The organism is Mesorhizobium sp. M2C.T.Ca.TU.002.02.1.1 (assembly GCF_003997225.1).
Window position 1 is genome coordinate 1 of sequence record NZ_RZTO01001470.1, and the last position, 552, is coordinate 552.

The 552-nt window shown below is 59.4% G+C and carries 1 protein-coding gene; it reads right to left on the reverse strand.

The window, feature by feature from the left end:
• Positions 1 to 548, reverse strand: a 548-nt coding sequence (locus tag EOD07_RS36800; RefSeq protein ID WP_206519684.1) for a sugar ABC transporter permease, incomplete at its 3' end; no start/stop codon positions are given.
• Positions 549 to 552: the final 4 nt, after the last annotated feature.

The following is a 552-nucleotide window of genomic DNA, read 5'->3' on the forward strand; positions in this document are numbered from 1 at the left end:
ACATTGGACAGCATCTGGACATTCGTAGGCGGAATGCCGGTGACGAACGAGACGACATAGGAGAACAGCCCGATCTGCGGCTCGTAGAGGAAACGCCAGAAATTGCCGACCACCGCCGGCGACAGCATCATCGGCACCAGGATGATGGTGGTCCAGAAAGCGTGGCCGCGGAACTTGCGGTCGATCAGCCATGCCAACGTGAAGCCGATGACCGTCTGCAGCAGGATCGTCCAGAACACGAAATGCGCCGTCGTCTGCATGGCGATCCAGATGTCCTGGTCGCCGAGGATTCGCTGGTAGTTCGAGAGCCCCAGGTTCTTCACCACTTCGTTGGGGCGGTTGGCGCGGTAGTTGGTGAAGGAAAGATAGATCGCCCAGAACAGCGGGAAGATATTGATGGCCAACAGCAAAAGGATCGTCGGCGAGATGAACAGCCAGGCGAGGCCCTTGTCGCTGATGCCCCGGATCTTCTTGGCCAACGGCTCCGGTGTCGCCCGGGCAACGTTGTCCGCAGTCCGATTGAGCATGGTAAGTCCTGCTTCGGTCACGGGG